This is a genomic window from Rhodococcus sp. CX (assembly GCF_015865005.1).
Lineage (GTDB): Bacteria > Actinomycetota > Actinomycetes > Mycobacteriales > Mycobacteriaceae > Rhodococcus.
Map to the genome: position 1 here is coordinate 13079 of NZ_JADZGH010000225.1, position 1805 is coordinate 14883.

General features: G+C 69.4%; 1 protein-coding gene. It reads left to right on the top strand.

Annotation, left to right across the window (positions count from 1 at the left end; genetic code table 11):
• Window positions 1-1805: condensation domain-containing protein (locus tag I0Q12_RS33895; RefSeq protein ID WP_231611417.1), on the top strand; the 1805-nt coding region annotated here is incomplete at both ends.

Genomic DNA, 1805 nt, shown 5'->3' on the forward strand with positions numbered 1-1805 from the left:
AGCGGTCCTGTCCGCCGATCCGTCCGTGTTGTCGGCGGTGGTGCTCGTGCACGAATCGTCGACCGGCCAGCACCTGGTCGCCTATGTCGTCCCGGTGCCGGGCGCGGTGATCGACGCCGGCGCCGCACGCACGGCCGCCGCCGCGGCGCTTCCGTCGTACATGGTTCCGTCGGTGGTGACCGTGCTCGACGCGTTCCCGCTCAACGCGTCCGGCAAGCTCGACCGCAAGGCGCTGCCGGAACCGGAGTTCGAAGCTCGCGAGTTCCGTGCCCCCACCACGCCGGTGGAGGAGATCGTCGCCGGGGTGTTCGGCGAGGTGCTCGGCATCGAGCGGGTCGGTCTCGACGACGACTTCTTCGCGCTCGGCGGCAACTCGCTGATCGCGACCCAGGTGGTCTCGCGTCTGGGCGCGGCACTCGACACCCGCGTCCAGGTCCGTACATTGTTCGAAGCCTCGACAGTAGTGGACCTGGCCGCCCGGCTCGAGTCGCACGTCGGTGCGGGTGGACGGGCTGCGCTCACGGCACAGGTGCGCCCGGAGCGGATTCCGTTGTCGCTGGCGCAGTCCCGCATGTGGTTCCTCAACCGCTTCGACCCGGACTCGACCGCCTACAACCTGCCGATGGCTCTGCGGATCCGCGGTGCCCTCAACGTCGAGGCGCTGCGCGCGGCGGTCGCCGACGTGGTGGCGCGGCACGAGTCGCTGCGCACGGTGTACCCGGAGACCGCGGACGGACCCGTCCAGGTCGTGCTGCCGGTGCTGCAGTCCGTTCCGGACGTCGACGTCGAACGGACCACGGCCGAGCAGCTGCTCGCCGCCGTCACGGACTTCATGGTGCGGCCGTTCGACGTGACGAGTGAAGTGCCCCTGCGCATCCGCTTGTTCGATCTCGGCGGCGACGAGTTCGTGCTGGCGATGGCGGTGCACCACATCTCGGCCGACGGTGCGTCGATGGCGCCGTTCGTGCGGGACGTGATGCTCGCCTACAGCGCCCGGATCGGCGGCGGAGCCCCGTCCTGGGAGCCGCCGGCGGTGCAGTACGCGGACTACGCGTTGTGGCAGCGGTCGGTGCTGGGCTCGGAGGACGATCCGTCCTCGCTCATCTCGCAGCAGCTGGCGTTCTGGCGTGGCGCTCTGGCCGGGTTGCCGGATCAGCTGGAGTTGCCGGCCGATCGTCCGCGTCCGGCGGTGCAGTCGGTGGCCGGTGCGCGGGTCGACGTCGCGGTGCCGGCGGAGCTGCACGGGCGGTTGGTGCAGTTGGCGCGGGCGCACAATGCGACGTTGTTCATGGTGGTGCACGCGGCGTTGTCGGTGCTGCTGGCGCGGTTGTCGGGCACGTCGGATGTCGCGGTGGGCACGCCGATCGCCGGGCGTGGTGAGCGTGAGCTCGACGATCTGATCGGCATGTTCGTCAATACGTTGGTGTTGCGGGCGGATGTGCGTTCGGGTGGCTCGTTCGAGGAGTTGCTGGGGGCGGTTCGGGAGTCGGATCTGCAGGCGTTCGCGCATGCGGATGTGCCGTTCGAGCGGCTGGTGGAGGTGCTGAATCCGGCGCGGTCGACGGCGCGGCATCCGCTGTTCCAGGTCGGCTTCTCGTTCCAGAACCTGAACGAGGCCAGCCTCGAACTCGACGACCTCGCCATCGCCCCGCTCGACCTCGAGCACCGGACCTCGCAGTTCGACCTGCACTGGATCGTGCAGGACACCTACGACGAGGCCGGGGTTCCTGCGGGGATCGGTGGTTTCGTGACCTTTGCGACCGCGTTGTTCGACGAATCGACGGTGGTTTCGTTCGTCGAGCGGT